This window comes from Methylobacterium sp. E-012, assembly GCF_057836545.1.
Genome location: NZ_JBYQEY010000001.1, coordinates 175,238 through 200,785 on the forward strand (window position 1 = coordinate 175,238; position 25,548 = coordinate 200,785).

The window sequence follows — 25,548 nt, forward strand, 5'->3', positions numbered from 1 at the left end:
GCAATGCTTCCCGACCTTGGGTGGGGGACGCCGCCCTTGGCACTTGCTAGGGCCCGATCCATCCACTGCCGAGCGCCCCTGACCGGCAGCCTTACCCGGCAAAGGCCGGCGCTGGGATCGCCGTGACCCTGGGCCATCGCGTGCGGGCGGATGCGGTCGGGCCCGGCTCGCCTCCTCCGCCGCCGGGAGCCAGTGGCGGAAGGCCTGGATCTTCTGCAGTGTGCCATCCCGCTCGCGGCAGCAGATGACGTGGAGGTCCCGGTTCGGGCTCTCGACCTGGCCGCCGCCCAGGCGCACGAGCTGGCCCGCGCCGATCTCGATCTCAAACGGACTCTGAGGCGGCGCGGCGCCTTGTCGTCAGCGGAAAATATTCGGGGGCACCGGCGGGCTCGCATTGAGCAGCGTGATCGTCACCCGTCGGTTCGGCGCGATGTAGGGATTGTCGGGGAAAGACGGCTGGGTGTCGGCGCGTCCCACCACGGAAGCGAAGTTGTCGTTGGGAACCCCGGCGCCCGACAGGATCTCGCGGACGGAGAGCGCACGCCCGGCGGTGAGGTTCCAGGGTTCGACGGCCCGCGCCGAGCCCGGACGCGCGACGGACGTGTGGCCGGTTATGGACAGGCGATTGGGCAGCCGGCGCAGGGCGGGCGCTAGCGCCTCCAGCACGCGACGGGTGCGGTCGTAGGGGTCGACGGAGCCCTCGCGGAACATGGAGCGGCCGTCCTCGTCCACGAGGGACACGTCCACGCCCTCCTTGGTCTGCTCGATCACGATGTTATGCGACAGCTCGGCAATGTCGGGCATCGTCTGGAGCGCCTGCCGAAGGCTGGCTATGGCGCTGTAGTTGGCCTGCGCGCTGGCGGACGATTGGCTGGCATCGAGCTCGCCGGCGCGGCCCGGCGTGGTCGAGCGCGCTTTGTCCGCCTGCTCGGCAGAGCCCCGCTCCGCGTCGCGGGGCGTGGACGGCTTGTTGCCTGACGTGTCGAGGGCTTTGCCGTACATGATGCCGCCAGCACCACTGCTTGCAGGGCTCAAAGCCGCCGGCGCGAAGTATTCCGCCAAACCGACCTTCTGCTCCTGCGTCGTCATGCTGATTAGCCACATCAGCAGGAAGAACGCCATCATGGCGGTCACGAAGTCCGCATAGGCGATCTTCCAGGCCCCGCCGTGGTGGGCGTGAGCGGCCTTCTTGACCTTCTTGATGATGATCGTGGCCATCGAGTCCCTGCCGGATATCGGATCAGTTCTGGGCGGGCAGAGCGGCGGTTGCCGCTTCCACTTCGCTGAAGGTCGGGCGGACGTCGCTCATCAGAGACTTGCGGGCAAATTCGACCGCCATCACCGGCGGCTGGCCGCCGATATGGGCGAGGAGACCCGCCTTGAGCGAAAGGTAGTATTTGGCTTCGGCCTCGAAGAGGCCCTTAAGCGACTGCGCCATGGGCCCGAAGAAGCCATAGGCGACGAAAACGCCGAAGAAGGTACCGACGAGCGCGCCGCCGATCAGATGTCCCAGCACCTCCGGCGGCTCTTTGATCGCCCCCATCGTCTTGATCACGCCGAGCACGGCGGCGACGATGCCCAGCGCCGGCGTTCCGTCGGCGAGCGCCTGCATGGCCGAAACGACGCGCTCCTGCTCCTGGTGGTGCGTCTCCAGTTCCTCATCCATGAGCGCGTCGATCTCGTGGACGTTGTTGGCGCCCAGCGTCACCATGCGCATGTAGTCGCAGACGAACTCGACCGCGTGATGGTTCGCGGCAAAGGTCGGGAAGGCGTTGAACAGCGCCGACTCGCCCGGATCTTCGATGTGCGGCTCGAGCGCCATCGAACCCTTCTGCTTCGCGAGCTTATACAAGGAATACTGCATTCCCAGCAGCTCGACATAGGATTGCTGGTTGTATTTGGGGCCCTTCACGAGCGTGCCCAGCATGGCGGGCACGGCTTTGAGCACCGGCCCGGTGTTGCCGATGATGAAGGCACCGATCGCTGCACCGAGGATGATGACAAACTCGAACGGCTGCCAAAGGACGAGCAGGTGACCGCCCATCGCCGCGTAGCTGCCGAAGACGCAGGCGAACACCATTATTGTGCCGACGATCAGCCGCATAATTCGCCATCCATGCGCGGCGGCAGGTACAGTCCGCGCTGAGCCACTACTGGCCCGGTAAATCACTGATTAAGGTTAACGGCGCGTTTAGAGCTGGGGTCGGAGGATTCGCAGATATCCGGTCCCGGCATTGGGTGCCGCGGGCTTGACCTGAACTGAGGGGCGCAGGCGTGTCCCAAACACGATCACGCCGGCTTTCACCGGTCGTTAGGCATAGCCGTCGAGCCTGCCGCGCCATCCCCGGAGCCGGCCCATGATCCTCACCGCCTGCTCGTGATCAGGGGCGAGACGCTCGCGGCGACGTCCGGCTGGAATGCCCGCCCCAGATCGCATCGGCACGGATGGTGTTGGCCCGTACCCGCCAGCCATCGCCGAGGGCCGGGATCAGGGCCTGCGACCCCGGCCCCCGACCCGCGGCGTCACCCGACACCCGCAGCAAGGGATCGAGCGTGATCCACGTCCGGGTGAACCGGGCGATACCGCGGGTGGGGCAGGTTCCGATCCTTCAACACGGCCCGGCGCACGATCTGCGGCTTGGACGCCATGCTGGCGCTGCGCAGGAGCTTCGGCTTTGCCGGTACATGGGACCGTACACGGGCAGAACCGGATGCCGGCCCACTGCTTGGGAGGTCCCGCGGCGACCACAGCGTGAAGACGGCGCGCTAGATGCCCCTCTGCGGCTCAAAACCGAGTTTGCGGCAGGCCCGTCTACGGTCGAGAGGTGTGCGATCGCCCGCGTACGACTTGGTTGGGACGCAACCAGACGCAACGACACGCCGCCCCCCTCACCCCCGATCCCGCCCCTCGACCAGCTTGACCAGCGTGTGCAGCATCCGGTTGGCCGGCGTCGGGATGCCGAGCGCCGCGCCGGTCCGCACCACGGTGCCGTTGAGGTGGTCGATCTCGCTGGGCCGGCCCCGGGCCAAGTCCTGAGCGGTGGAGGAGCGCTGGTCAGCCATGGTGCGGCTGAGGGCGAGCACCGTGTCGAGGATGTCGTCGGGCACCGATACGCCCGAAGCGTTCGCCACCGCGACGCATTCCTGCACCACGTTGGTCATCGCCGCGACCACGCCCTCGCCCTGGACCAGACGGCCGTAGGGCAATTGGCTCAGGGCCGAGAGGGCATTGTAGGCGCAGTTGAGGATCAGCTTGCCCCAGAGCGCGTCCAGGGCGCGGTCCGAGACCGTGGCCGGGATGCCGGAGGCCGTGAACGCCGCGGCGATCCGCGCGCTCGCCGCGGAGGCGCCGAGGATCAGGTCGCCCCGGCCTTTGTGGCGGACCTGGCCCGGCCCGACCATCTCGGTGGCGACGTAGACCGCCACCGGTACGACGGCACGGCCGAGCACGGCGGCGAGGCGCTCGGCGTTGTCGACGCCGTTCTGGAGGCTGAGGATCGTGGCCGAAGCCGTCAGATGCGGCGCGATCATCGCCCCGGCGGCTTCGGTGTCGCCCGACTTGACGCAGACCAGCACGAGGTCCGCCCCGGCGACGCCGTCACCGGCGGCTGTCGCCCGCACCGGGACGGTGGCGCGCCCGGCCGCGCTCTCCAGCACCAGCCCGCCGGCCTCGACCGCCTCGACCAGGGCGGTGCGGCCGATCAGCGTCACCGCGTGGCCGGCTCGGGCGAGCAGGAACCCGTAATAGCAGCCGACCGCCCCGGCCCCGAGAACGGCGACGTTCATCGCGACACCGCCGCCGCGCGCTCGGGGTGGAACGGCGCCGCCCCCGCTTCACCGGCACCGAGATGGTCCAGGAGCGCCTGGACCGGGTGGCGCAGCCGCACGCCGTCGACGAGCTTGGCCTGGGACCGGCACGAATAGCCGTCGGCCAGCAGGGTGCCGCCGGGGGCCTCGGCCACGTGGCGGGCCCAGCTCAGGCCGTAGATCGCCTCGGAGGTGGCGCGGTGGGCCGCCTCGTGCCCGTAGGTCCCAGCCATGCCGCAGCAGCCGGCCGCCGGCACCTCCAGCCGCAGGCCGAGATGGGCGAACAGAGCCTGCCAGTCCCGGACGGCGCCCGGCGCGTTGGTGCGCTCGGTGCAATGGGGCAGGAGCCGCAGGGTCCCGCCGCCCCGGCGCGGCGGGATCCGGTCGAGCCGGGTCGCCAGCCATTCCTGCAGGAGCTGCACCTTCGGCAGGTCGCCGCCCAGCGCCTGCGCGTAGTCCGAACGGTAGGTCAGCGTCATCGACGGGTCGATCCCGACGAGGGGCACGCCGGTCCGCGCCAGATCGCGCAGCATCGCGGCGTTCGCGCGGGCGACGGCGGCGAACCGCGCCAGGAACCCGTGAACGTGCAGGGGCTTGCCGTTCGGCCGGTAGGGCGCCAGCCAGGGCGTGAAGCCGAGCGCGATCAGGAGCGTGCAGCTGTCGGCCACGACCTCCGCGTCGAAGTGGCTGGTGAAGGCGTCCTGCACCACCAGCACGGCGTTCTCCCGCTCCCGCGGATCGAGCCGCGCCAGCGCCTCCGGGGTCGCGACCGCCACGCCGAGGCGCGCCAATTGCCCCTTGAGGGCAACGGGCGACAGGGCCGGAATCGCGACCAGCCCGGCCCTGGCCAGGATCCACCGGGCCAGCGGATGGGTCAGGACCGCGTTGCTCAGGCGCGGCGCCCGGGCCGCCAGGGGCAGCAGCGGTTCCAGGGCGGCCACGAGGTGGTCCTTCAGGGGCCGCGCGTAGCGGGTGTGGTAGAGCGCCAGGAACTTCGCCCGGAAGCTCGGCACGTCGACCTTGATCGGGCAGGCGCCCGTGCAGGACTTGCAGGCGAGGCAGCCGTCCATCGCCTCCTTGACCGCATGGGAGAAGTCGTCCGCATCGGAGGCGCGCCGGAACCCGCTCCGCACGGTCGCCCACAGGTCGCCGAGCCACCCGGCGCGCTGCCGTCTCAGCTCGGCGGCCGGATCGACCCCCGCGTCGGCTGCCAGGCGCAGCCACTCGCGCATCAGCCCGGCACGACCCTTGGGCGAGTGCCGCCGCTCCCGAGTCGCCTTCCAGGACGGGCACATCGCCTCGTCGGCGTCGTAGCTGAAGCAGGCGCCGTTGCCGTTGCAGTGGAGCGCCGCGTCGAAATCCGCGCGGACCGGCGCCGGGATGGTGCGGTCCCGCTCGCCCCGGCGCGGCACGCCGTCGATCCGGGTGAGTTCTTCCCCCTTGGCCGAGGCGATCTTGCCCGGGTTCATCCGGTCGCCGGGGTCGAAGGCGCGCTTGACCGCTTCCAGCGCCGGCATCAGCGGCCCGAAGGTCGCGGGTACGAATTCGGAGCGGAAGCCCTTGCCGTGCTCGCCCCAGAGCAGGCCGCCATACTTGGCGGTGAGCGCCACCACGCCCTCCGTCACCGCGCGGATCAGGCCGTCCTGGGCCGGGTCCTTCAGGTCGATCGCCGGCCGGACATGCAGCACGCCGGCATCGACGTGGCCGAACATGCCGTAGCGCAGCCCCTTGCCGTCGAGGAGCGCCCGGAACTCGGCGATGTAGTCGGCGAGCCGCTCCGGCGGCACCGCCGTATCCTCCACGAAGGGGATCGGCCGGGCCTCGCCCTGGGCGGCGCCGAGGAGGCCCACCGCCTTCTTGCGCATGGTCCAGAGCGTCTCGATCGCCGCGCCCCGGGCGATGGTGAAGCCCAGGCGTTTGGTATCGGTGCCGCGCTCGGCCTCCAGCAGGGCGGTGAGCCGCCCGAGGGTGGCTTCCACGCCGGCCGCGTCGTCGCCCACGAATTCCACGAGGTTGATCCCGTCCACCGGCCGCCCGGCCGGGTCGTCGGGGAAGAAGGCCCGCACCTCGGCCCAGATCGGGTCCTTGCGGGCGAGGCCCAGGACGGTGGAATCGATGGTCTCCACGGACGCCGCGCCGAACGGCAGCAACGCCTGGGCGTCGCGCAGGGCCGCGTCGAAATCGACGTAGGAGAGCGCCACCAGCACCGCGGCCTTGGGGATCGGCAGCACGTTGAGCCGCGCCTCGGCGATCAGCGCCAGCGTGCCCTCCGAGCCGCAGAGCACGCTCTTGAGGTCGAACCGGCCGGCCGCGTCCCGGAGATGGGCGAGGTCGTAGCCGGTCAGGCAGCGGTTGAGCTTGGGGAAGCGCTCGGCGATCAGCGCGGCATTCTCGGTGGCCACGGCGTCGACGGCCCGGTGGATCGCCCCGACCCGGTCGTTGCGGCCCTTGGCGGCGTCGAGGCCGGGCTCGTCCAGGGGCTCGGCGGTCCAGACCGTGCCGTCGGTGAGCACGCAGGTCAGCGCCAGGACGTGGTCCCGGGTCTTGCCGTAGAGGCACGAGCCCTGCCCGCAGGCATCGGTGGAGATCATGCCCCCCAGCGTCGCCCGGTTGGAGGTCGAGAGTTCGGGCGCGAAGAACAGGCCGTGCTTGGCGAGTTCCCGGTTGAGCTGGTCCTTCACCACCCCCGGCTCGACCCGGACGGTGCGGTTGGCGGCGTCGATCTCCAGGATGCGGTTCATGTGCCGCGAGGTGTCGACCACGAGGCCGTGGCCGAGCGACTGGCCGTTGGTGCCGGTGGCACCGCCGCGCGGGCGGATCACGAGCGCGGTGAAGCGCGGATCGTCCAGCAGCTTGGCGATGCGCACGAGGTCGTCGCGGGAGCGCGGGAAGGCCACGGCCCCCGGCTCGACCTGGTAGATCGAGTTGTCGGTGGCGAAGACCGTGCGGTCGGCCTCCGACAGAGTCAGGTCACCCTCGAAGCCACGCAAGTGCAGCTCGGCGCAGGCCGCGGCGTAGAGCGGCACAGCCTCTCGGTGGCGGGTCAGGACCGGGATCATCCCCGTCTTCTACACCCGGCGGATCGGGAGGAAAGACCGGCGCTTCTGTCACGCGGCCGCGGGGGCGGGCTGGCATCCCGCTTGCCACTCCGGCGGGATGTCGAGGAATGCCGGCCTATGAACGCGAGCGTCGAACGAGTCAGGGACGCCCTGGCCGAATTGATCAAGGCCGCGCTCATCTCCGACGACGCGCGCGGTCTCAGCTGCCGGGATGCGGGGCATGCCAAGCTCGCGGCGCTGGCCGGCGACCCGCCCGATCCGGACAGCCTGCGCATGGACGGCGCCTGGACCCTGGCGATCCAGGCGGCGGAGACGCCCGAACTCGCCGCGCTGGAGGGGCAGGTGAACCTGACCCTGCCGCGCGCCTGCCCGTTCACCCTGGCGGAGATCCTCGCGCCCGGCTTCGATGTCGATCGGGCGGTCGATCACATCCGGAAGATCGCCTCCACGGGCTGAGCGCCTGTTGAGGACGGGGCGCGCGGCGTTGCCGCGGCCGGCCCGGGGCCCCATCTTGGGATCACAGGACCGGGATCCCGATCCGACGCCCGCCCCCGGGCCCCACCCCCGAGAATCGTCCGGCACCCCCCTTTTGGCACGACGCATCACCGCCCCGGCGGCCGACCCCGCCGCCCCTGCGCCCCTCCCCACCCGTGAGCAGATCCTCGCCTTCGTGGCCGAGTCCAAGGAGCGCGTCGGCAAGCGGGAGATCGCCAAGGCCTTCGGCATCACCGGCGCCGCCAAGATCGATCTGAAGCGCGTCCTCAAGGAGATCGAGGCGGAGGGCGCCATCGATCGCGGACGCGGCGGGCTCGCCCCGGCCGGTCACCTGCCGCCGGTGGTCCTGGCCGATATCCGCGCCCGGGACCGGCACGGCGATTTCCTGGCGGTCCCGGTGGAATGGACCGGATCGGGCAAGCCGCCCGCCATCGTGCTCAGCCAGCCGCGCGGTCCCCGCAAGGGCAACCGGCCGGCCGCCGGGATCGGCGACCGCGCCCTGATCCGCGTCGAGCGCGACGCCGAGGGGGGCTATACGGGGCGGGTCGTCAAGGTCATCGGCAAGAACAAGGCCGAGGTGATCGGCGTCTACCGGGCCGGCGCGCAGGGCGGCCGGATCGTGCCCGTGGAGAAGCGCTCCCAGGGCCGCGAGATCCTGATCCCGCCCGGCGAAGAGGGAGAGGCCCGCGACGGCGACCTCGTGAGCGTCTCCCTGGAGCGCGAGACGCGCTTCGGCCTGCCGCGGGGCCGGGTCAAGGAGCGGTTGGGCTCGCTGGGCTCCGAGAAGGCCGTGAGCCTGATCGCGCTGCACCTCCACAACATCCCGCACGTCTTTTCGGATGCGACCCTGGCCGAGGCGGACGCCGCCGAGCCCGCCGCTCTGAAGGGTCGCGAGGATTGGCGCGACCGGCCGCTGCTGACCATCGACCCGCCGGACGCCAAGGACCACGACGACGCCGTGATGGCGGAGGCCGATCCCGACCCGGCCAATCCCGGCGGCTTCATCCTCACCGTCGCCATCGCCGACGTGGCGGCCTACGTGCGGGCCGGCTCGAGCCTCGACCGCGAGGCGCTGGAACGGGGCAACTCGGTCTATTTCCCCGACCGGGTCGTGCCGATGCTGCCGGAGCGGATCTCGAACGACCTCTGCTCGCTCCGCGAGGGCGAGGACCGGCCGGCGCTCGCCGTCCGCATGGTCATCGCCGCCGACGGCGAGAAGCGCCGCCACGGCTTCCACCGGGTGATGATGCGCTCCCGCGCCAAGCTCGCCTACGCGCAGGCGCAGGCCGCCATCGACGGGCAGACGGACGCCGCGACCGGGCCGCTCCTGGACACGGCTCTGCGCCCGCTCTGGGCGGCCTACGCGGCCCTGCGCGAGGCCCGGGACCGCCGCGGGCCGCTCGCCCTGGACCTGCCGGAACGCAAGGTGCTGCTGAGCCCGGATGGGGCGGTCGACCGCGTGGTCGTGCCGGAGCGTCTCGACGCCCACCGGCTCATCGAAGAGTTCATGATCCAGGCCAACGTCGCCGCCGCCGAGACCCTGGAACAGGCGCGCCAGCCGCTGATCTACCGGGTCCACGACGAGCCGGCCCTGGAGAAGGTGCGGGCGCTCGGCGAGGTGCTGGCCTCGGTGGGCATCAAGCTGCCCAAGGAGGGTGCGCTGCGCCCGGCCCTGTTCAACCGGATCCTCGCTCAGGCGGCCGAGACCGAGCACGGCGTCTTCCTCAACGAGGTGATCCTGCGCAGCCAGGCCCAGGCGGTCTACGCCGCCGAGAATCTCGGCCATTTCGGCCTGAACCTGCGCCGCTACGCCCACTTCACCTCGCCGATCCGGCGCTACGCGGACCTGATCGTCCACCGGGCGCTGATCACCGCCTGCCGGCTCGGGGCGGATGGGCTCGCCCCGGACATCGCGGCGGGCGAACTGGCGCAGATCGGCGAGCAGATTTCGGCGGCCGAGCGCCGGGCCATGGCGGCCGAGCGCGAGACCATCGACCGGCTGATCGCCCATCACCTCGCCGATCAGATCGGCGCCACCTTCGCGGGCCGGATCGCGGGGGTGACCCGCGCCGGGCTGTTCATCAAGCTCGACGGGACCGGGGCCGACGGCTTCGTGCCGATCTCCCAGCTCGGCGCCGACTATTTCCGCCACGAGGAGGGCCGCCACGCCCTGGTGGGCGAGCGGACGGGGCAGACCTTCCGCCTCGGCGACCCGGTGGAGGTGCGGCTCGTGGAGGCCGCGCCCGTGGCCGGCGCGCTCCGCTTCGAACTGCTCAGCGAGGGCCGGACCCGCTCCGGCGCCCGCAAGCCGGACCCGGGCCAGAAGCCCGGCGCCCGACCGTTCAAGGCCGCCGCGCCCGGCCGCCCCGCCGGCATCCGCAACGCCGGCACGCGTCACCGCGGCTCGCGCCGCTGACCCGGGCGGTGTAGAGCCTGGGCATGGCCGACGCCGCGATTCCCCTGCGCACCCGCCTCGTTCCCGCGATGGCCCGGGGCTTCATCGGCCGCTGCCCGCATTGCGGCCGGGGGCGGATCTTCGGCCGCTTCCTCAAGGTGCGGCCCGAATGCGACGCCTGCGGCCTGGAACTGCACCACCACCGGGCCGACGACCTGCCGCCCTACGCGGTGATCTTCATCGTCGGCCACATCGTCGGCTACCTGATCCTGGAGACCGAGAGCGCCTACGAGGTGCCCCTGTGGGTCGAGATGGGCGTGTGGCCGGTGGTCACGCTGGCGATGGCCCTGGCGCTGCTCCAGCCGGTCAAGGGCGCCGTCGTCGGCCTGCAATACGCCCTTGGCATGCAAGGCTTCGCCACGCTACCGCGGGGCCGGCCCGCCCCGGGGCCGGAGGAGACCCGCCTTGCCGCAGCCGGACTCGGAGACCGCGATCACCCCTGAGCGGAAGCCCGCGACAATGCGCCTGCGGCCGCGGGACGCCGCGACCATGATCGTGATCGACCGGCGGGGCAAGGGCGGCCCGAAGGTCCTGATGGGCCGGCGCAACCCGAACCTCGCCTTCATGCCGGGCAAGTTCGTCTTCCCGGGCGGCCGGATCGAGCTCGGCGACCGCCACATGCCTGTCGCCGGGGCGCTACCCGACTATGCGGAGGCGGCGCTGACCCGGCAGGTCTCCCGGCCGCCGCACCATCTCGGACGTGCCCTGGCCTTGGCGGCCATCCGCGAGACCTACGAGGAGACCGGCCTGCTGCTCGGGACGCGCGAGCACGGCGCCCCCGAGGATCCCCCGGCGGGCTGGGAGGGGTTCGCCCACCACAAAATCCTGCCGGATCTCGAGGCGCTGCACCTCGTGGCCCGGGCGATCACTCCGCCCAAGCGCGTGCGCCGGTTCGACACGCGCTTCTTCGCCATCGACCGGCGGATGGTGGCGGCCGAGGAGCCGGGGCGCGTGACGGCCGACGCCGAGTTCACCGAACTCGCCTGGGTCCGCCTCGACGCCGCGCGACAGCTCGACCTGCCCTTCATCACCCGCGCGATCCTCGACGACCTGGAGGCGCAGATCGCCGCCGATTTCGCCCCGCACCGGATGATCCCGTTCCACTACGAGCGCTACGGCCGCCGCGAGCGGGTGGCCTTGTGAGCCGCCCGGGAAACCCGGGACGGGAGGCGCGGCGGGGGATCAGCGCGGAGGACGTGGCGGCGATCTCGGCGGCCGTGACCTGCGTCACCGTCGTCGGCATCGGGCTGAGCCTGTCGATCCCGCTGCTGTCGATCGAGCTGGAGCGCCGCGGCGCGTCGAGCACGCTGATCGGCCTCAACACCGCGGTGGCGGGCCTCGCCAGCATCGGCACGGTGCCGTTCGTCCCGCGGCTCGCGGCGCGGATCGGGGTCGCCCCGCTGATCTGTCTCGCCCTCGTGGTCGGGGCGGCGAGCCTCGCGCTGTTCCCGCTCGTGCCGGGCATCGCCCCGTGGTTCCCCCTGCGCTTCGTCTTCTCGGCGACCCTCGGCGCGCTGTTCGTCCTGTCCGAATACTGGATCAACGCCGCCGCCCCGCCCGAGCGCCGGGGCCTCGTGATGGGCATCTACGCCACGGTCCTGGCGGCGGGCTTCGCGGTCGGGCCGCTCCTGCTGGCGCTCGTCGGCACGGAGGGGTGGGCCCCCTACGTCACCGGCGCCGCGCTGATGCTCACCGGCGGCCTGCCGATCGTGCTGGCCCGGGGGCTGTCGCCGACGATCGAACCGGGCTCGGGGCTCGGCATCCGCGCCTATCTGCGGCTCGCCCCCGGGGCGCTGGCGGCCGCCCTCGCCTACGGGGCGGTGGAGACCGGCATCTTCGCGATCCTGCCCCTCTACGGCCTGCGCCTCGGCTACGACGCGCAGGGCGCGGCCGGCCTCGTCAGCCTCGTCGCGCTGGGCAACGTGCTGTTCCAGATCCCGTTCGGCTGGCTCGCCGACCGCCTCGACCGCAGCGCGGTGCTGCTGGCGGCGAGCCTCGGGGGCGCCGCCGGCTCGGCCCTGATCCCCCTCGCGGCCGGCAACCCCCTGGCGTTCGGGCTGCTCCTCCTGGTCTGGGGCGGCATCGCCGGCACCCTCTACACGGTCGGCCTGACCATGCTCGGCGACCGCACCCCGGCGAGCGACCTCGCGGGCGCCAACGCGGCCTTCGTGGTGTTCTACAATGTCGGCCTGATGCTCGGTCCGCCCCTCATCGGCGGCGGGCTCGACCTCGTGCCGCCGCACGGCTTCGCGCTGGCGCTCCTCACCCTGTTCCTGGCCTTCGCCGGGTGGCTGGCCGCGACGGAGCGGGCCGCCGCCCGCTCTTGACCTGCCCGGCCCGATCGGGCATTCACCCGCCCGTATTCGGCCGGGCTCGCCCGGCCATTTGCGTTTCGCTCACGCGGAATGCCGCACCCTGCAGGAGCGCCGCGCCATGGCCAAGGCCGTCACCGTCAAGATCAAGCTCATCTCCACCGCCGACACCGGCTATTTCTACGTCACCAAGAAGAACTCCCGCACGCAGACCGAGAAGCTGACGATGCGCAAGTACGACCCGGTCGCGCGCAAGCACGTCGACTTCAAGGAAACCAAGATCAAGTAAGGCCGGCGGCCGCAGCGCGGCCCCGCCGCCGACGGGGAGCCGCTCCGGGGACGGGGCGGCTTTTTTCATGCCCGCGCCGCGGCGCCCGTCCGACGACAGCCCGGCCCCAGCCCGGACCGTTAACGCGCTTACCCCAGGCGCTGCCCGATCCCCCGGCGGAGGTTCGTCCCCGGCCCCGGTCAGCCTGGAGGGCGGTTCGATGCTCAGGATCCTGTTGCTGGTCCTCGTCACCGCGGCGACGCTCGCGACCTGGCTCGTCCTGATGCTGCCGGTCCACGGCGTCCGCGCCATCCGCCGGCTGTTCTCGGGGCGCCGCGCCCCGGCTTGAGCGCGCCGGTCAGACCGAGCCGGATCCCGCCAACTCCGGATCGAGGGTGCGCGCCAGCGACCGGGCGACGGCCACGAGGGCGGTCACCATCGGAGTCGAGGGTTCGCGCCGCGGCGCGACGAGGCCGATCGTGTGCTCCAGGTCCGGGGCGGTGATCGGGATGGCGCGCACACCCTCCATGGGTCCGAGGGCGTCGACCAGGATCTCCGGCATGATCGAGGCCCAGCGCAGGGTGCGCACATGGGTCAGGAGCACGATCATCGAGTTCGATTCGAGGGTCGCGGCGGGCTCGGCCCCCGATTCCCGGATCTGATGGTCGATGATCCGCCGGTTCTGCATGTTCGGGGTGAGCAGGCAGAGCGGCAGGCGGCCGGTCTCGGCCCAGGTCACGCTCGCGCGGCCATCGAAGGGCCCGCCGATCGCGGTCACGAGGCGGTAGCGCTCGCGGTAGAGCGGCACCGAGACCACGCGCCCGAGGGGCTCGTTGTCCAGGTAGGTGAGGCCGGCATCCGCCTCCAGGTTCTCGATCAGCGAGAAGATGTCGGCCGAGGCTGCGGATTCGACCGTCAGGCGCACGTCCGGATGGCGCTCGCGATAGGGCGTGGTGAGATCGACGATCATCGGCAGGGCGGTGGGGATCGCGGCGATGCGCAGATGCCCGGTCAGGCCCCGGCGCAGGCCGGTGACCTCCTCATGCATGGCCCGGGCATCGGCCACGATCCGCCGTGCCCATGCGAGGACCCGCTCGCCCTCGGGGGTGAAGCCCTGGAAGCGCGAGCCGCGCAGCACGAGCTGGACGCCGAAGCGGTTCTCTAGCTGCTTCACGCCGGCCGAGAGGGTCTGCTGGGTCACCCCGCAGGCCTCGGCGGCATGGCCGAAATGCTGCTCGCGGGCGAGCGCGAGCAGGAAGTCCAGCTTGTCGATCACCAAGAGGCATTCCGAACGGCGCAGGCCGGCACGGCGCAGCACGCCGGAGCGTAGCGACCCGCCGCCCGAGCCACAACAGGCGGCGGATCCGGGCACTCAGCGGAACAGGATAAACGCCTTCGACAGGGTGATGCCGATGCCCCAGACGATCGGGATGCCGACCACGGCCCAGGCCAGGGCGGCCGCCGGGGAGAACCCGCCACGGCCGATGCCGAAGGAACCAGACGGCCCGGCCGCCGCGGCGCCGGCGCGGACGTCGAGGGTGGCGCGCTCCGAATCGGACATGAACCACCGGCTGGCCAGCGGGCGGACGAGCAGGTTGCAGACGAAGCCGACGGCGAGAAAGCCGGCGAGCACGTACATGGTCCGCCCGTAGAGATCCGCGCCCTGGACGCCGGCCGCCGCCTGGGCCTCGCGGATCTTGGTGATCACGAACGGCCCGACGATGCCCGCCGTCGACCACGCGGTCAGCAGGCGGCCGTGGATCGCGCCCACGAACTGCGTGCCGAACACGTCGGCGAGATAGGCCGGGACCGTGGCGAAGCCGCCGCCATACATGGACAGGATCACGCAGAAGATCCCCACGAACAGGGCCTGCGAGCCGATCCCCGCCGCCCAGGGCGCGGCCGCGTAGAGCAGGCCGCCCAGCGCGAAGAAGGTCGCGTAGGTCAGCTTGCGGCCGATCCGGTCCGACATGGAGGCCCAGAAGAACCGGCCCAGGATGTTGAACAGGGACAGCAGCCCGACGAAGCCGGCCGCGATCGCCGCGACCTGCGCCTTCTGGCCGGGATCGAGCGCCGCGAAGCCGGTGCCCGGCAGGCCGATCAGCGAGCCCCCGAAGATCTCCTGGAGCATCGGCGAGGCGAGCGCCAGGACGCCGATGCCGGCGGACACGTTGAGGCACAGGACCAGCCAGATCATCCAGAACTGCAGGGTCCTGTGCGCGTCCCGAAGATGGACGTGGCCCGAGGCGATCATGGCGCTCTTGGAGGCGGCCGGCGTCCAGTCGTCCGGACGCCATCCGGCCGGCGGCACCCGGTAGCCGAAGGCGCCGCCCAGCATGAACACGACGTAGCCCAGGCCCATCACGGCCAGCGTCTGCCAGACCCCGACCGAATCGGGGCTGCGAAACGTCTTGATCAGGCCGTCGGCCAGCGGGGAGCCGATCATCGCGCCGCCGCCGAAGCCCATGATCGCCATGCCGGTGGCCATGCCGCGGCGGTCGGGGAACCACTTGATCAGCGTCGAGACCGGCGAGATGTAGCCGAGGCCGAGCCCGATGCCGCCGATCAGGCCCATGCCGAGCCAGACCAGCCAGAGCTGGTGGAGGTAGACGCCGAGGGCGCCGATCAGGAAGCCGCCGCCCCAGCACAGGGCTGCCACGATACCGGCCTTGCGCGGGCCGGCCCGCTCCAGCCAGCCGCCGAACAGGGCCGCGGACAGGCCGAGCACGACGATGCCGATCGAGAAGACCGTGACGAGGTCGCTGACGCGCCAGTCGCAGGTGGTGGTGAACAGGGCGGTCATCACGCCCATGTCGGGACAGGCGGCCGGCGCGGGCTTGCCGACCGAGAGCGCCCGGGTCAGCGGTAGCCAGAATACCGACAGGCCGTAGGCCATGCCGATGCAGAGATGGATCGCCAGCGCCGCCGGCGGCACCAGCCACCGGTTGAAGCCCGGCTTGGCGACGATCCGCTCCCGCGACAGCAGACCCGGCGTATCGCCGGGTGCGACCACACCCGCCACTCCAGCACCCATGATTCACTCCCCGCGGCGATCACGTCGATGGACCGCTCGATGCCGCAGGATGCGCGATCTGTGTACACGGTGCTAGCGCGATGCACGCTGAGTGGACAGATTTCCTCTCAAACTGCGCAATCTGTAGGCGAACCGCTCCGCGCCGAAGATTGCCCGAAGGGCAGCCCGCGGTCTGCCGCGACCTCGAAGGCGCCGCTACAGCACACGCCAGCGACCGGTAAAGCGGCGACCGGACGAATCCCGTCTCCCCTCCTCATCCTGAGGTGACCGCGTCAGCGGGGCTCGACGGAGGGCCCCAGGGATAGCCGTGGCATGTGGAGGGCTCCTTCAAGGCCTGCGCTACGCTCCGCGGCACCTCAGGATGAGGTCCGATGGCTGGACAGCCGATCCGAGCCGTCTCGATTCGTGCCGTGGACCCTGGGCTCCCGCATATCGGGTCAGCCCTTCATGCGAGACCGGCAGCCGAAGCGTTCCCTACGCGCTGGCACGATAAAAAAAGCCCCGGCGCCCGCAGGATCCTGGCACCGGGGTCGCGATCACAACCACGCCGTGACGTCTTTGCCGGCCGCGTCAGCCGGCGTCGCTGGCGCCTTCGCCGAGCTTCTGCGGGTCGCGGGTCGCCGAGCGCACCGGGCTCTCGGCCTGGGGCTCGGCGCCGCGCAGGGCCCGCTGCACGAGATCGTCGGCCCGGTCACCCATCGCCGGCAGGGCGGCTTCGAGCCTCGAGACCATCTTGGGCGTCCAGAAGGCCACGATATGCTTGTGTATTCCGGCCACCGCCTCCTCCTCCGGGTAGGACCGGAAGAAGGTGGCGATCTGGTTGGCCATGCGGAGGAGCTTGTCCTCCTGGGTCTGCGCGCTCATCGCCTCACTCCGCCGCGTCGAGGCGCTGGGCGATGCGCGTCAGCGAGAAATCCTCCTCGTAGAACTGCGCCTGCCAGTCGGACGGCCGGTTGGTCCGCCGGACCTGTACCGCCGTCACCTTGTATTCGGGGCAGTTGGTCGCCCAATCCGAGAAGTCGGTGGTGATGACGTTGGCGCCGGTCTTGGCGTGGTGGAAGGTCGTGTAGACCACGCCGGGCTGCATCCGTTCCGAGACCTTGGCCTTCAACGCGATGTCGCCCGAGCGGCTCTCCAGGGACACGAGGTCGCCGTCCACGACGCCGCGCAGCTCGGCATCGAACGGGTGGATCTCCAGCACGTCCTCCTCGTGCCAGCGCGAGTTCTCGGTGCGCCGGGTCTGCGCGCCGACATTGTACTGGGACAGGATCCGGCCCGTGGTGAGGATCAGCGGGAACTTCGCCCCCGTCCGCTCCTCGGTGGCCACGAACTCGGTGATCATGAACCGGCCCTTGCCGCGGACGAACCGGTCCACGTGCATCATGGGCGTGCCCAGCGGTGCCTTCTCGTTGCAGGGCCACTGCACCGACCCGAGTTCGTCGAGCTTGGCGTAGGACACACCGGTAAAGCTCGGCGTCAGGCCGGCGATCTCGTCCATGATCTCGGACGGGTGGCTGTATTCCATCTTGTAGCCCAGCGCGTTGGAGAGCAGCACCGTGCCCTCCCAGTCGCCGTAGCCGCCGAGCGGCGCCATGACCTTGCGGACCCGCGAGATGCGGCGCTCGGCGTTGGTGAAGGTCCCGTCCTTCTCGAGGAACGAGGCGCCCGGCAGGAAGACGTGGGCGTATTTGGCGGTCTCGTTCAGGAACAGGTCCTGGATGACGATGCACTCCATCGCCATCAGGCCGGCGGTGACGTGGTGCGTGTCGGGGTCGGACTGGGCGATGTCCTCGCCCTGGATGTACATGCCCTTGAACGAGCCCTCGACGGCCTCGTCCAGCATGTTGGTGATGCGCAGGCCCGGCGCGCCGTCGAGCTTGGCGCCCCACAGGGCCTCGAAGCTCTCGCGGGTGGCGTCGTCCGAGACGTGGCGGTAGCCGGTGAGCTCGTGCGGGAACGAGCCCATGTCGCAGGAGCCCTGGACGTTGTTCTGGCCGCGCAGCGGGTTCACGCCGGCGCCGAGCTTGCCGATGTTGCCGGTGGCCATGGCGATGTTGGCCATGCCCATGACCATGGTCGAGCCCTGGCTGTGCTCGGTGACACCCAGCCCATAGTAGATGCCGGCCGCGCCGCCCGTGGCGTAGAGCCGGGCCGCCCCGCGGACCTCCGCCGGGTCCAGGCCGGTGAATTGCTGCTGGTTCTCCGGGGAGTGGCGGTCCTCGGCGATGAACCGGGCCCAGGACTCGAACTCCGCGAGGTCGCAGCGCTCGCGGATATAGGCCTCGTCGACCAGACCCTCGGTGACGATCACGTGCGCCAGCGAGTTGATGAAGGCGACGTTGGAGCCGGGCTTCAGCGGCAGGTGGAAGTCGGCCTTGATGTGGGGCGACTTCACGAGGTCGATCTTGCGCGGGTCCGCGACGATGAGCTTGGCGCCTTGCCGGAGGCGCTTCTTCATCCGTGAGCCGAAGACCGGATGGCCATCGGTCGGGTTGGCGCCGATCACTAGGATCACGTCGGAATTCTCGACCGATTTGAAGTCCTGGGTGCCGGCCGAGGTGCCGAGCGTCGACATCAGGCCGTAGCCGGTCGGCGAATGGCAGACGCGGGCGCAGGTATCGACGTTGTTGTTGCCGAAGGCGGCGCGCACGAGCTTCTGGACGAGGTAGGCCTCCTCGTTGGTGCAGCGCGACGAGGTGATGCCGCCGACCGAATCCTTGCCGTACTTGGCCTGGATCCGCTTGAATTCGCTCGCGGCGCGATCGATCGCCTCCTCCCAGGAGACTTCGCGCCACGGATCCGTGATCTTCTCGCGGATCATCGGCTTGGTGATGCGGTCCTTGTGGGTGGCGTAGCCGTAGGCGAAGCGGCCCTTGACGCAGCTATGGCCCTCATTGGCCTTGCCGCCCTTGTAGGGAACCATACGGACGACGCGCTCGCCCTGCATCTCAGCCTTGAACGAACAGCCGACGCCGCAATAGGCGCAGGTCGTGACCTCCGCGTGCTCGGGCTGGCCGAATTCGTGGATCGATTTTTCCTGGAGCGTCGCGGTCGGGCAGGCCTGCACGCAGGCGCCGCACGAGACACACTCGGATTCGAAAAAGTTGGTCGGGCCGGCCGCCACGCGGCTGTCGAAGCCGCGCCCCGCGATGGTCAGCGCGAAGGTGCCCTGCACCTCCTCGCAGGCGCGGACGCAGCGGTTGCAGACGATGCACTTCGACGGGTCGTAGGTGAAGTACGGGTTCGACTCGTCCTTCGGCAGGTATTTTTCCGCGGTCGGGGCGACGTGGTTGTCGCCCTCGTAGCCGTAGCGCACGTCGCGCAGGCCGACGACGCCCGCCATGTCCTGCAGCTCGCAATCGCCGTTGGCCGCGCAGGTCAGGCAGGTCAGCGGGTGATCGGAGATGTAGAGCTCCATCACGCCCTTGCGGAGCTTGGCGAGCTTCTCGTTCTGCGTGTGCACCACCATACCGTTCTCGGCCGGGGTCGTGCAGGAGGCCGGCGTGCCGCGCCGTCCCTCGATCTCCACGAGGCAGAGGCGGCAGGAGCCGAAGGGCTCCAGCGAGTCGGTGGCGCAGAGCTTCGGGATCTGCGTGCCGGCATGCATCGCCGCCGCCATCACCGAAGTGCCGGCCGGAACCGTCACGCTCATGCCGTCGATCGTCAGGGTGACGGTCTGCTCCGCCACGCGGATCGGCGTGCCGTAGTCGATCTCTTTGATGAGGGCCATGGCGCTACCTCACTCGGCCGCCGCAGGCAGCGAGCCCGCGCGGCGAAAATCCTCGGGAAAGTGGGTGATCGCGCTCATCACGGGCATCGGCGTGAGCCCACCCATGGCGCAGAGCGACCCGTCGGTCATGACCTCGCAGAGGTCCGCGACCAGCTTCAGGTTCGCCTCCGGCCGAATGCCGGCGATCACCTTGTCCATCGTCTCGACGCCCCGGGTCGCGCCGATGCGGCACGGGGTGCACTTGCCGCACGACTCGGTCGCGCAGAACTCGAAGGCGAAGCGGGCCTGGCTCGCCATGTCGACGGTGTCGTCGAACACGACGATGCCGCCATGGCCGACGAGGCCCTTCTGGGCCGCCATCGCCTCGTAATCCAGCGGCGTGTCGAGCAGGTGATCGGGGAAGTAGGCCCCGAGCGGCCCGCCGACCTGCACGGCCCGGACCGGCCGGCCCGATCGGGTGCCGCCGCCGAACTCCTCGATCACCTGCCGCAGGGTGATGCCGAAGGCCATCTCGATCAGGCCGCCGTGCTTGACGTTGCCGGCGAGCTGGATCGGCAGGGTGCCGAGGGAGCGGCCCATGCCGTAATCGGCATAGGCCTGGGCGCCATGCTCCAGGATCCACGGCACGGCCGTGAAGGTCATGACGTTGTTGACCAGCGTCGGCTTGCCCAGAAAACCCTTGAGCGCCGGGATCGGCGGCTTGGCCCGGACGATGCCGCGCTTGCCCTCCAGGCTCTCCAGCAGCGAGGTCTCCTCACCGCAGATATAGGCGCCGGCTCCAAGCCGCACCTCCAGGTGGAATTTTTTACCCGAACCCAGGATGTCGTCGCCGAGAACGCCGGCGTTGATACCGTTGGCGATCGCTTCCTTCAGCGTCGCGAACGCCTGCGGATACTCCGAGCGCAGGTAGATGTAGCCGCGGGTGGCGCCGGTCGCGATCCCGGCGATGGTCATGCCCTCGATGAGGTTGAAGGGGTCGCCCTCCATCATCATCCGGTCGGCGAAGGTGCCGGAATCGCCCTCGTCGGCGTTGCAGACGACGTATTTCTGCTCGCCCTTGGCGAGCATCACCGTGTTCCACTTGATGCCCGCCGGGAAGCCGGCGCCGCCCCGGCCGCGCAGGCCGGACTCGCGCACCGCCGCGACGATGCCCTCGGCGTCGAGTTTCAGCGCGGCCTCGAGGCCGCGATAGCCGCCATGGGCCCGGTAATCGTCCACGGAGACCGGATCGATCACGCCGCAGCGGTGGAAGGTCAGGCGCTGCTGCCGGGCGAGGTAGGGGATCTTTTCGGGGTCGCCGAGGCGCAGGGCGTGGTCGCCGCCCGTGGTCAGACCGGCGTCGAGCAGGGCGTCGACGTCCTCGATCTTCACCGGGCCGTAGGCGATCCGCCCCTCCGGCGTGCCGACCTCGACCATCGGCTCCAGCCAGGTCAGGCCCCGGGAGCCGGTGCGCACGATGGTGACGTCGAGGCCGCGGCGCTCGGCGCCGGCGAACAGGGCGCGGGCGACCTTGTTGGCGCCGAGGCCGAGGGCGACGGCGTCGCGGGGAACGTAGAGCGTGACGCTCACTGGCGCACCTCCGTCAGGGCAGCTTCGAGGGCGTCGGCGGTCAGGTGCGCCAGGGGCTCACCGTCCACCAAAGCGGCGGGGCCGTTGGCGCAGAGGCCGAGGCAGTAGACCGGCTCGACCGTGGCGCCGCCATCGGCGGTGGTTTCGTGCCAGCCGCAGCCGAGGCGGCCGAGGATCTCCCGGTGGAGCTTGTCCGAACCCATGGCCTGGCAGGCCTCGGCCCGGCACAGCTTCACCTCGTGGCGGCCGGCCGGATGCGCGCGGAAGTCGTGGTAGAAGGTGACGCAGCCATGCACCTCGGCGCGCGACAGGTTCAGCGCCTCCGCGATCAGCGGCACGGCCCCCTGGTCGACGTAGCCGAAGGTCTCCTGCAGCGCGTGCAGGATCGGCAGCGTCGCCCCTTCGAGATGGGTATGTTCGGCGATGATCCCGGTGGCGCGTTCCGCGCTCCAGGGCTCGTGACGCGCCATGATTTCCAACCCAGTCTGTTCCTTTTCTAATGCGAAGAGGAACAGAAATGCCGGTCGGCTTCAATCGTGCTGTCCGGTCGCTCGACAAAGGACGCCTGTCGAACTGTCACCTGCCGTACGGTCGCAGCAAGGGCGTCGGTAAATGGCTGTCACAGAACGCGTTCTTAGAACCGGCCTACTGCCGGAGAAACGTTCTTGCACCGCAACAAGGCTTTGTGCCCTGCAAGAAATTGCATGCTGCCCCGGAGGCTCGCCGTCCCGCGGTGACGCTGCACGCACCGGGAGCGCCCCGGGTCGCGCCCATCGGGCCGCCGGTTCAGAACTCCATTTCCAGCTCTTCGATCTCGTCCGGCTCGTCGGCGGCGGCCTCGGCCCACTCGACCATCAGCGGCCAGTGCAGGATCGTGTCGCGATAGGCGGCGGCGCGGGGCGGCAGAGCGACGTCGTAGGTGCGGAAGCGGGTGCAGACCGGGGCGTACAGGGCATCGGCCAGGCCGGGCCGGGCGCCGAACAGGTACGGCCCCTCGTAGCGGTCGAGGCAATCGTCGAAGATCGTGCAGATGCGGTCGATATCGGCCTTCGCGCCGTTGAATACCCGGAAGCCCGGGTGGAAGGCGCGCAGGTTCATCGGCAGGGCCGAGCGCAGGTTCACGAAGCCGGAATGCATCTCGCCGGAAATCGAGCGGCAATGGGCCCGCTCCGCGACGCTGCCGGGCAGGAAGCCGGCCTCCGGGAAGGTCTCGGCAAGATATTCGGCGATGGCCAGCGTGTCCCAGACGACCACGTCGCCGTGGCGCAGGCGCGGCACGAGGAAGGACGGCGACAGGTGCAGCAACTCCGCCCGGCTGCCGGCATCGGCGCCGGACAGGACCTCCGTGTCGAAATCGAGCCCGGCCATCCGGCAGATCAGCCAACCCCGCAGGGACCAGGAGGAGTAGTTGCAGCTCGAGATGGTGAGCGTAGCAGCCGTCATCGTCCTGCCCCCGGGCACGTCGCCGATCCTGCGGTCTGCGATCCCCGATCCAAGACTTGTGCCGCCCGATGCCGGCGAATCGCGACCCGGCCCGAGTCTACTCCCGCCGCAGCAGCGCGGCGACCTCCGCCTCCTCGGCGGGCGACAGGGTCCGGACCGGCGCGGCCGGCCGGCGGCGGGCAAGGCGCCAGAGGCCGAAGCCGCCGAGCAGGACCGCCAGCACCGGCGTCAGCCACAGCAGCAGCGTGTGCAGGGCGAAGACCGGCCGCAGCAATACGAACTCGCCGTAGCGCGCGACGACGTAGTCCAGCACCGCCCGGTCGCTGTCGCCCGTCTGCAGGCGCTCGCGCACGATCAGGCGCAGATCCTTGGCCAGCGGCGCGTCGGAATCGTCGATCGACTGGTTCTGGCAGACGAGGCAGCGCAGCTCGGCGGAGATCTCCCGGGCCCGGTGCTCCAGGGCGGAGTCCTTCAGCACCTCGTCGGGCTGGACCGCGTGGGCGGGGGTGATGAGCGCGAGGGCCGCAAAGAGCGCGAAAGCGAGACGGACCCGCGCGCGCGCCCCTCCCCCCTCTGCGGGGGAGGGTACCCGGCGAAGCAGGGGGGGAGAGGGGCAGCGCGACGGTACAGGATGGGGCTTCCGGTGCGACATCTCCGGATACGGCGCTCCCCTCTCCCGACCCGGCCTGACGGCCGGCCCACCCTCCCCCGCAGAGGGGGGAGGGAAAACCGCATCGGCCATCATGTCCGCCCTCACTCGGCCGGCACAGCGGCGGGGAGCGGCCGGGCCTTCGCCTTGGCAGGGACGCCCACGCGCATCCGGCGGTCGGTGAGCGAGAGGCCGCCGCCCAGGGCCATGACCACGGCGCCGAGCCAGATCAGCAGCACCAGCGGCTTGTAGTAGAGGCGCAGGCCGACGCCGCCGTCCTGGCCCATCTCGCCGAGGCTGGCATAGACCTGGCTCACGCCGATCGTCAGCAGGCCCGATTCCGTCACCGCCATCTTGCGGCTCGGGTAGAAGCGCTTGCCGGTCTCCACCTGCCCGACCTCGTCGCCGGCGCGCGTCCGGATCGTGAGGGTGGCGGCGGCCTCCTCGTAGTTCGGGCCCTGGCGGGGTCCGACCCGGTCGAGGGTCGCCACGTAGGGTCCCGATACCAGAGTCTGGCCGGGCTTGAGGGTCGCCAGCCCCTCGGTCGCCCAGCCCTGGGCGGCGATGCCGATCACCACCACGCCGACGCCGGCATGGGCGAGCGCGGTGCCCCAGGCCGAGCGCGGGAGGCCCGCGGCGCGGCGTCCGATCTGGCCGAGGGAGCGCGCCCGGCTCGCCCCGTAGCCCCGGGCGCGGGAGACGATCTCCAGGGCGGAGCCGATCAGCAGATAGGCGCCGAGTCCGATGCCGACCGGCGCCATCACCGGCCCGCCCCAGGTCAGGGCCAAGACTGCGAAGCCGATCGCCAGGGCCACCGCCAGGGCGGCGAACAGGCGCTGCGCGGCGGCGAGCACGTCGCCACGCTTCCAGGCCAGGGCCTGTCCGAACGGCACGATCAGCAGGAGCGGGATCGCCAGCGGCACGAAGGTGGCGTTGAAGAAGGGCGGACCGACCGTGATCTTTTCCCCGGTCAGCATCTCCAGCAGCAGCGGGTACAGGGTCCCGACCAGCACGGTGGCGCAGCCCGCCACGAGAAAGAGATTGTTGAGGACCAGCGAGCCCTCCCGGGAGATCGGCGCGAACAGCCCCCCCTGGCGCAGCAGCGGCGCCCGCCACGCGAACAGCGTCAGCGAGCCGCCGATGAACAGGATCAGGATCGCCAGGATGAAGACGCCCCGGGTCGGGTCGGTGGCGAAGGAATGGACCGAGGTGATGACGCCCGAGCGGACCAGGAAGGTCCCGATCAGCGAGAGCGAGAAGGTCAGGATCGCGAGCAGCACCGTCCAGACCTTCAGGGCGTCGCGCTTCTCCATCACCACGGTGGAGTGCAGCAGCGCCGTGCCGGCGATCCAGGGCATCAGGGAGGCGTTCTCGACGGGGTCCCAGAACCACCAGCCGCCCCAGCCGAGTTCGTAATAGGCCCAGTACGAGCCCATCGCGATGCCCAGCGTCAGGAAGCACCACGCGGTGAGCGTCCAGGGCCGCACCGCACGCGCCCAGACGGCGTCGATCCGCCCGTCGATCAGCGCGGCGACCGCGAAGGCGAAGCTGATCGAGAAGCCGACATAGCCGATGTAGAGGAGCGGCGGGTGGATCGCGAGGCCGGGATCCTGCAGCAGTGGGTTGAGATCGTTGCCCTCCAGCGGCGCCGGGATCACCCGGCTGAACGGGTTCGAGGTCGTGATGATGAACAGCACGAACACCGCGGTGATCAGGCCCTGCACGCCCAGGGTGTTGGCGCGCAGACGCGGCGGCACGGAATTCCTCGCCACCGCCACGCAGGCGCCGAACAGGGTGAGGATCAGGACCCAGAGGAGCATCGAGCCCTCGTGGTTCCCCCAGACGCCGGAGATCTTGTAGATCAGCGGCTTCTGCGTGTGCGAGTTCTCGACGACGTTCTGGACCGAGAAGTCCGAGGTGACGTGCGCGTACGTGAGCGCCGCGAAGGCGAACAGCACGCAGGCGAAGGCCCCGAGCGCCGCCTGCGAGGCGGTCTGGCGGAGCGCCGGGTCCCCCGATCGCGCCGCCCAGACGGGCATCACCGTTTGGACGAGGGAGATCGCGAGCGCGAGCGCGAGCGCGAAATGGCCGGTCTCGACGATCATGCGGGGTCTCTTACCGCTCGCTGCGGGGGCCGAGGGTTTTTTCGGTCGACGCGGTGACGGCCTTCGGGCTTCCGTTGCTGCCGCCCTCCTGCCAGCGCCCCTGCGCCTTGAGCGCGTCGGCGACCTCCCGGGGCATGTACGATTCGTCGTGCTTGGCCAGGACGGTGTCGGCCCGGAACCGCCCGCCCGGCTCCAGCATGCCCTCGGCCACCACGCCCTGCCCCTCGCGGAACAGGTCCGGCAGCAGACCCTTGTACTGGACCTCGACGGTGGCGTTGGTGTCGGTCACGGAAAAATCCACCGTCTGGTCGGGCCCGCGCTTGAGCGATCCGTCCTTCACGAGGCCACCGAGCCGCAGCCGGGTGCCCGGCGCGATGCCCTGGAGGGCGATGTCGGAGGGCGAGCGGAAGAACACGATCGACCCGCTCATGGCGAATAGGATCAGCCCCACGGCCAGGGCGAGCACGCTGCCGCAGGCGGCGATCAGGATCAGGCGGCGGCTCTTTCGCGTCACGTTACGTCCACCCCAGGGGATCCGGCGGGCGGATCGCCGCCCAGACCCGAACCGTTCTCATTCTATCTTATCAGGGTGTCGACCCCGCAGCGGCGTGGGTCAAGGGCA

21 protein-coding genes and 1 pseudogene are annotated in these 25,548 nt (G+C 70.7%); 8 read left to right on the forward strand and 14 right to left on the reverse strand.

All coding sequences use genetic code 11. The features are described from left to right. Positions 1–357 precede the first annotated feature (357 nt). Together AC3IF1_RS00785 and motA are read right to left on the reverse strand one after the other, a co-directional pair. On the reverse strand, positions 358–1,218 hold the full coding sequence (locus tag AC3IF1_RS00785; RefSeq protein ID WP_489215101.1) for a flagellar motor protein MotB: 861 nt from the start codon (positions 1,216–1,218) through the stop codon (positions 358–360). Positions 1,219–1,240: 22 nt separating this feature from the next. Then, positions 1,241–2,104, reverse strand: a complete 864-nt coding sequence (gene motA / locus AC3IF1_RS00790; RefSeq protein WP_489215103.1) for a flagellar motor stator protein MotA — start codon at positions 2,102–2,104, stop codon at positions 1,241–1,243. 319 nt (positions 2,105–2,423) lie between these two features. Between motA and AC3IF1_RS00795 the strand changes: the two are divergent. Beyond that, positions 2,424–2,756 (forward strand): annotated as a pseudogene (locus AC3IF1_RS00795) (DDE-type integrase/transposase/recombinase); the annotation flags it as partial. A 133-nt stretch (positions 2,757–2,889) separates the two neighbouring features. Here AC3IF1_RS00795 and AC3IF1_RS00800 read toward each other — a convergent pair. Together AC3IF1_RS00800 and ydiJ are read right to left on the reverse strand one after the other, a co-directional pair. Beyond that, positions 2,890–3,786, reverse strand: coding sequence for a ketopantoate reductase family protein (locus AC3IF1_RS00800; RefSeq protein ID WP_489215105.1), 897 nt, complete (start codon positions 3,784–3,786; stop codon positions 2,890–2,892). Then, positions 3,783–6,866 (reverse strand): D-2-hydroxyglutarate dehydrogenase YdiJ, encoded by a 3,084-nt coding sequence (gene ydiJ / locus AC3IF1_RS00805; protein ID WP_489215107.1) that lies wholly within the window; start codon positions 6,864–6,866, stop codon positions 3,783–3,785. The genes AC3IF1_RS00800 and ydiJ overlap by 4 nt, the downstream gene beginning before the upstream one ends. Before the next feature lie 117 nt (positions 6,867–6,983). Between ydiJ and AC3IF1_RS00810 the strand changes: the two genes are divergently transcribed. The 7 genes from AC3IF1_RS00810 (at position 6,984) to AC3IF1_RS00840 (ending at position 12,745) form a co-directional block, all read left to right on the forward strand. Continuing rightward, the gene (locus tag AC3IF1_RS00810; RefSeq protein ID WP_489215109.1) at positions 6,984–7,322 is read left to right on the forward strand and encodes a hypothetical protein; all 339 of its coding nucleotides are present in this window, start codon (positions 6,984–6,986) and stop codon (positions 7,320–7,322) included. Between the two features lie 133 nt (positions 7,323–7,455). Beyond that, the gene (rnr, locus tag AC3IF1_RS00815) at positions 7,456–9,777 is read left to right on the forward strand and encodes a ribonuclease R (RefSeq protein WP_243965326.1); all 2,322 of its coding nucleotides are present in this window, start codon (positions 7,456–7,458) and stop codon (positions 9,775–9,777) included. Between the two features lie 23 nt (positions 9,778–9,800). After that, positions 9,801–10,259 (forward strand): DUF983 domain-containing protein, encoded by a 459-nt coding sequence (locus tag AC3IF1_RS00820; RefSeq protein ID WP_489215112.1) that lies wholly within the window; start codon positions 9,801–9,803, stop codon positions 10,257–10,259. Positions 10,260–10,275: 16 nt separating this feature from the next. Next, positions 10,276–10,959, forward strand: a complete 684-nt coding sequence (locus AC3IF1_RS00825; RefSeq protein ID WP_489220296.1) for an NUDIX hydrolase — start codon at positions 10,276–10,278, stop codon at positions 10,957–10,959. After that, a complete protein-coding gene (locus AC3IF1_RS00830) occupies positions 10,956–12,143 on the forward strand; it encodes an MFS transporter (protein WP_489215114.1) in 1,188 nt (395 codons plus the stop codon). Before AC3IF1_RS00825 ends, AC3IF1_RS00830 begins: the two co-directional genes overlap by 4 nt. Positions 12,144–12,249: 106 nt before the next feature. Continuing rightward, positions 12,250–12,417, forward strand: a complete 168-nt coding sequence (gene rpmG / locus AC3IF1_RS00835; RefSeq protein ID WP_058192064.1) for a 50S ribosomal protein L33 — start codon at positions 12,250–12,252, stop codon at positions 12,415–12,417. 199 nt (positions 12,418–12,616) lie between these two features. Beyond that, the gene (locus AC3IF1_RS00840) at positions 12,617–12,745 is read left to right on the forward strand and encodes a hypothetical protein (protein WP_279598148.1); all 129 of its coding nucleotides are present in this window, start codon (positions 12,617–12,619) and stop codon (positions 12,743–12,745) included. A gap of 9 nt (positions 12,746–12,754) precedes the next feature. On the opposite strand, the gene AC3IF1_RS00845 is transcribed toward AC3IF1_RS00840, so the two are convergent. From AC3IF1_RS00845 to ccmE, 10 genes are all read right to left on the reverse strand, one after another. Then, the gene (locus AC3IF1_RS00845; protein WP_489215117.1) at positions 12,755–13,672 is read right to left on the reverse strand and encodes a LysR family transcriptional regulator; all 918 of its coding nucleotides are present in this window, start codon (positions 13,670–13,672) and stop codon (positions 12,755–12,757) included. A gap of 96 nt (positions 13,673–13,768) precedes the next feature. Next, positions 13,769–15,430: an OFA family MFS transporter gene (locus AC3IF1_RS00850; protein WP_243969017.1), complete on the reverse strand. Its 1,662-nt coding sequence runs from the start codon at positions 15,428–15,430 to the stop codon at positions 13,769–13,771. 570 nt (positions 15,431–16,000) lie between these two features. Beyond that, positions 16,001–16,294 carry a formate dehydrogenase subunit delta gene (locus AC3IF1_RS00855; protein WP_243969015.1) on the reverse strand — a complete coding sequence of 98 codons (294 nt, stop codon included), beginning with the start codon at positions 16,292–16,294 and terminating at the stop codon, positions 16,001–16,003. A gap of 4 nt (positions 16,295–16,298) precedes the next feature. Beyond that, the gene (fdhF, locus tag AC3IF1_RS00860; protein ID WP_489215120.1) at positions 16,299–19,160 is read right to left on the reverse strand and encodes a formate dehydrogenase subunit alpha; all 2,862 of its coding nucleotides are present in this window, start codon (positions 19,158–19,160) and stop codon (positions 16,299–16,301) included. A gap of 9 nt (positions 19,161–19,169) precedes the next feature. Beyond that, entirely contained in the window at positions 19,170–20,729 is a 1,560-nt protein-coding gene (locus AC3IF1_RS00865) for a formate dehydrogenase beta subunit (protein WP_243969011.1), read from the reverse strand. Beyond that, a complete protein-coding gene (locus AC3IF1_RS00870) occupies positions 20,726–21,199 on the reverse strand; it encodes a formate dehydrogenase subunit gamma (protein ID WP_243969009.1) in 474 nt (157 codons plus the stop codon). Before AC3IF1_RS00870 ends, AC3IF1_RS00865 begins: the two co-directional genes overlap by 4 nt. Before the next feature lie 316 nt (positions 21,200–21,515). Continuing rightward, positions 21,516–22,172: a glutathione S-transferase family protein gene (locus AC3IF1_RS00875; protein WP_489215123.1), complete on the reverse strand. Its 657-nt coding sequence runs from the start codon at positions 22,170–22,172 to the stop codon at positions 21,516–21,518. A 97-nt stretch (positions 22,173–22,269) separates the two neighbouring features. Further along, entirely contained in the window at positions 22,270–22,683 is a 414-nt protein-coding gene (locus AC3IF1_RS00880; protein ID WP_243969031.1) for a cytochrome c-type biogenesis protein, read from the reverse strand. Positions 22,684–22,925: 242 nt separating this feature from the next. Beyond that, positions 22,926–24,926, reverse strand: coding sequence for a heme lyase CcmF/NrfE family subunit (locus AC3IF1_RS00885; RefSeq protein ID WP_489215125.1), 2,001 nt, complete (start codon positions 24,924–24,926; stop codon positions 22,926–22,928). Between the two features lie 10 nt (positions 24,927–24,936). Then, positions 24,937–25,440 (reverse strand): cytochrome c maturation protein CcmE, encoded by a 504-nt coding sequence (gene ccmE, locus AC3IF1_RS00890; RefSeq protein ID WP_243969004.1) that lies wholly within the window; start codon positions 25,438–25,440, stop codon positions 24,937–24,939. Between the last annotated feature and the right edge of the window lie 108 nt (positions 25,441–25,548).

What these genes read in the sequence shown, in the direction of transcription:
- AC3IF1_RS00840 (WP_279598148.1), top strand. Translation starts at nt 12,617, where the DNA reads ATGCTCAGGATCCTGTTGCTGGTCCTCGTCACCGCGGCGACGCTCGCG.
- AC3IF1_RS00875 (WP_489215123.1), bottom strand. Translation starts at nt 22,172, where the DNA reads ATGACGGCTGCTACGCTCACCATCTCGAGCTGCAACTACTCCTCCTGG.
- AC3IF1_RS00885 (WP_489215125.1), bottom strand. Translation starts at nt 24,926, where the DNA reads ATGATCGTCGAGACCGGCCATTTCGCGCTCGCGCTCGCGCTCGCGATC.
- AC3IF1_RS00785 (WP_489215101.1), bottom strand. Translation starts at nt 1,218, where the DNA reads ATGGCCACGATCATCATCAAGAAGGTCAAGAAGGCCGCTCACGCCCAC.
- motA (WP_489215103.1), bottom strand. Translation starts at nt 2,104, where the DNA reads ATGCGGCTGATCGTCGGCACAATAATGGTGTTCGCCTGCGTCTTCGGC.
- AC3IF1_RS00855 (WP_243969015.1), bottom strand. Translation starts at nt 16,294, where the DNA reads ATGAGCGCGCAGACCCAGGAGGACAAGCTCCTCCGCATGGCCAACCAG.
- fdhF (WP_489215120.1), bottom strand. Translation starts at nt 19,160, where the DNA reads ATGGCCCTCATCAAAGAGATCGACTACGGCACGCCGATCCGCGTGGCG.
- AC3IF1_RS00820 (WP_489215112.1), top strand. Translation starts at nt 9,801, where the DNA reads ATGGCCGACGCCGCGATTCCCCTGCGCACCCGCCTCGTTCCCGCGATG.
- AC3IF1_RS00850 (WP_243969017.1), bottom strand. Translation starts at nt 15,430, where the DNA reads ATGGGTGCTGGAGTGGCGGGTGTGGTCGCACCCGGCGATACGCCGGGT.
- AC3IF1_RS00825 (WP_489220296.1), top strand. Translation starts at nt 10,276, where the DNA reads ATGCGCCTGCGGCCGCGGGACGCCGCGACCATGATCGTGATCGACCGG.
- ydiJ (WP_489215107.1), bottom strand. Translation starts at nt 6,866, where the DNA reads ATGATCCCGGTCCTGACCCGCCACCGAGAGGCTGTGCCGCTCTACGCC.
- AC3IF1_RS00810 (WP_489215109.1), top strand. Translation starts at nt 6,984, where the DNA reads ATGAACGCGAGCGTCGAACGAGTCAGGGACGCCCTGGCCGAATTGATC.
- rpmG (WP_058192064.1), top strand. Translation starts at nt 12,250, where the DNA reads ATGGCCAAGGCCGTCACCGTCAAGATCAAGCTCATCTCCACCGCCGAC.
- AC3IF1_RS00870 (WP_243969009.1), bottom strand. Translation starts at nt 21,199, where the DNA reads ATGGCGCGTCACGAGCCCTGGAGCGCGGAACGCGCCACCGGGATCATC.
- AC3IF1_RS00800 (WP_489215105.1), bottom strand. Translation starts at nt 3,786, where the DNA reads ATGAACGTCGCCGTTCTCGGGGCCGGGGCGGTCGGCTGCTATTACGGG.